The organism is Corallococcus sp. CA054B (genome assembly GCF_003611625.1).
Classification (GTDB): Bacteria; Myxococcota; Myxococcia; order Myxococcales; family Myxococcaceae; genus Corallococcus; species Corallococcus coralloides.
In genome coordinates, this window is sequence record NZ_RAVY01000050.1 from 12,936 (window position 1) to 15,142 (window position 2,207).

A 2,207-nucleotide genomic window follows, 5' to 3' on the forward strand; every position below is an offset into this window, starting at 1 on the left:
CACGCCGTCGGAGGTGCCACCATGCCGTTGAAGCCGTTTCGCGGGGTGTCCCCCCGCGTCCATCCGAGCTGCTTCATCGAGGACTCCGCCCAGGTGGTGGGCGATGTGGAGCTGGGCGAGGACTCGTCCATCTGGTTCAACTCCGTGCTGCGCGGGGACGTGAACTCCATCCGCATCGGCAAGCGCACCAACATCCAGGACCTCACCATGATCCACGTCACCAGCCAGGGTGACTCGACGACGGTGGGGGACGACTGCACGGTGGGCCACCGGGTCATCCTCCACGGGTGCGTCGTGGGCAACCGGGTGCTGGTGGGCATGGGCGCCATCCTGATGGACGGCGTGGAGGTGGGGGACGACTGCATCATCGGCGCGGGCACGCTGCTGACGCCCGGGACGAAGATTCCCCCGGGGTCGCTGGTGGTGGGCTCGCCCGGCAAGGTGAAGCGCCCCATCCACGACGGCGAACGCGAGTTCCTGGTGCAGTCCGCCCTCCACTACGTGCACACCGCCGCCGAACACCGCGCCAGCCGCTGACGCGGCCGCGTTGTGCGTGTTAGGAACACCCCATGGCGCTCGCCCCCGAGACGACCCTGAAGGCCTGTCCGCTCTTCAAGGGCTTCACCGACACCGGCATCTCCATCTTCGCGGCGGCGGCCGTGTCGCGCGCCTACCCGAAGGGGACGGCCCTGTTCACCGAGGGCAAGGCGGGGGACTCGCTGCTGATTGTCGGCGAAGGCACGGTGCGGCTGAGCGCCCGGAGCCCCTCGGGCGAGGACGTGCCCCTGGGCGAGGTGACCGTCGGTGAGCCCCTGGGCGAACTGGCGCTCGTGCAGAAGGGCGAGCGGCTGTGCTCGGCCACGGCGCAGACGGACGTGTTGGCGCTGGAGATTCGCGCGGCGGATTTCCAGAAGCTGCTGGCGCAGAAGCCGCAGGCCTGCATCAAGCTGTTGATGGGCATCGTCAGCCACTTCGGCGCCAAGGCCCGGGACAACCGGGACATGCTGCGCACGCTGGTGGCGCGGGCCCCGGGAAGCTGACCGGCTGTCGGACAGGTGGCGCCGGGCTCCTGCCGGGAGGCCGGAAAGACGAACGGTCCTGCCACCCGCACCCGGGGTGGTTACTGTGCTTGCCTGGAGTCCCCCCGGGCTCCCAGGCTGTCGCACACCGTAGGTGGGGGTAGACATACGGCCGCGGGCTTTCGTGATGTGGCGCGGGCGCTTGAGGTGGGAAGCTGAGCGGCCGGAGTTTTCAACTGCCGCACCCGGTTGATGGCTGGGTGATGGACGGGCCGGCCCGGGTGGTTGCCGAGCGGCCCTTCGGGAAGTGATTGGACGGAACGACGCGTGGAAGAACTGCTTACCAACCTGCTCGGTAGCTCCCAGGGCCTCTTCGCCTACCTCTCCGTGTTCGCCATCCTGGTGGCATGCGGGCTGGGCGTGCCTCTGCCGGAGGACATCTCGCTCATCCTTGGTGGGTTCCTGGCGCACAAGGGCGCGGCCAACCTCCCGGTGATGATGGCAGTGGGCTTCTTCGGCATCCTGGTGGGTGACAGCCTCATCTACCTGGCGGGGCGCCGGCTGGGCACGAAGCTGGGGCGCGACCCGGGGGCGAAGGGTGGGGGGTTCTTCTCCAAGATCGTCACGCCGGAGAAGCGGGCGAAGGTGGAGTCGCTCTTCGTCACGCACGGTCAGAAGATCGTGATGATCGCCCGCTTCATGCCGGGCGTGCGCGCGGTGACGTACTTCACCGCGGGCTCCGTGCACATGTCGTACTGGCGCTTCATCTTCTGGGACGGCCTGGCGGCGCTCTTGTCCGCGCCGGTGTTCGTGTGGCTCGGGTTCCACTTCGGTGGCGAGCTGGACATGGTCATCCGCAAGCTGAAGGACGGCCAGGTCGTGGTGCTGGGGTCGCTGGCGGTGCTGGCGGTGGGCTACTTCCTGTACCGCCGCCGCAAGAACGCGAAGCTCAAGGCCGAGGCCGCCGCCCAGGCGCAGGTGACGCCGGTGGCCCTGCCGCCCGTGCCGGAGACGCTGGAGAACAGCATGTCGCCGACGCGCGCGGCCAGCCCCAGCGCCTTCTTCGACGTGCCCGCCGACAAGGCGCCCGCGTCCGAGCCGGACCTGAACGCGCACAAGTAGTCACCGTGCAGCGGTGACGTGGTTCACGGACCCCGCCCCCTCGACGAGAGGGAGCGGGGTTCTTCG

The 2,207-nt window shown here is 69.1% G+C and carries 3 protein-coding genes; all 3 read left to right on the plus strand.

The features are described from left to right. The first annotated feature begins 21 nt into the window (after positions 1 to 21). The 3 genes from D7V80_RS15090 (at position 22) to D7V80_RS15100 (ending at position 2,141) form a co-directional block, all read left to right on the plus strand. A complete protein-coding gene (locus D7V80_RS15090; RefSeq protein WP_014397011.1) occupies positions 22 to 537 on the plus strand; it encodes a gamma carbonic anhydrase family protein in 516 nt (171 codons plus the stop codon). Between the two features lie 32 nt (positions 538 to 569). Continuing rightward, the gene (locus D7V80_RS15095) at positions 570 to 1,040 is read left to right on the plus strand and encodes a cyclic nucleotide-binding domain-containing protein (protein WP_120588826.1); all 471 of its coding nucleotides are present in this window, start codon (positions 570 to 572) and stop codon (positions 1,038 to 1,040) included. Between the two features lie 306 nt (positions 1,041 to 1,346). Next, positions 1,347 to 2,141 (plus strand): DedA family protein, encoded by a 795-nt coding sequence (locus tag D7V80_RS15100; RefSeq protein ID WP_120588827.1) that lies wholly within the window; start codon positions 1,347 to 1,349, stop codon positions 2,139 to 2,141. Positions 2,142 to 2,207 lie beyond the last annotated feature (66 nt).

What these genes read in the sequence shown, in the direction of transcription:
- D7V80_RS15090 (WP_014397011.1), top strand. Translation starts at nt 22, where the DNA reads ATGCCGTTGAAGCCGTTTCGCGGGGTGTCCCCCCGCGTCCATCCGAGC.
- D7V80_RS15095 (WP_120588826.1), top strand. Translation starts at nt 570, where the DNA reads ATGGCGCTCGCCCCCGAGACGACCCTGAAGGCCTGTCCGCTCTTCAAG.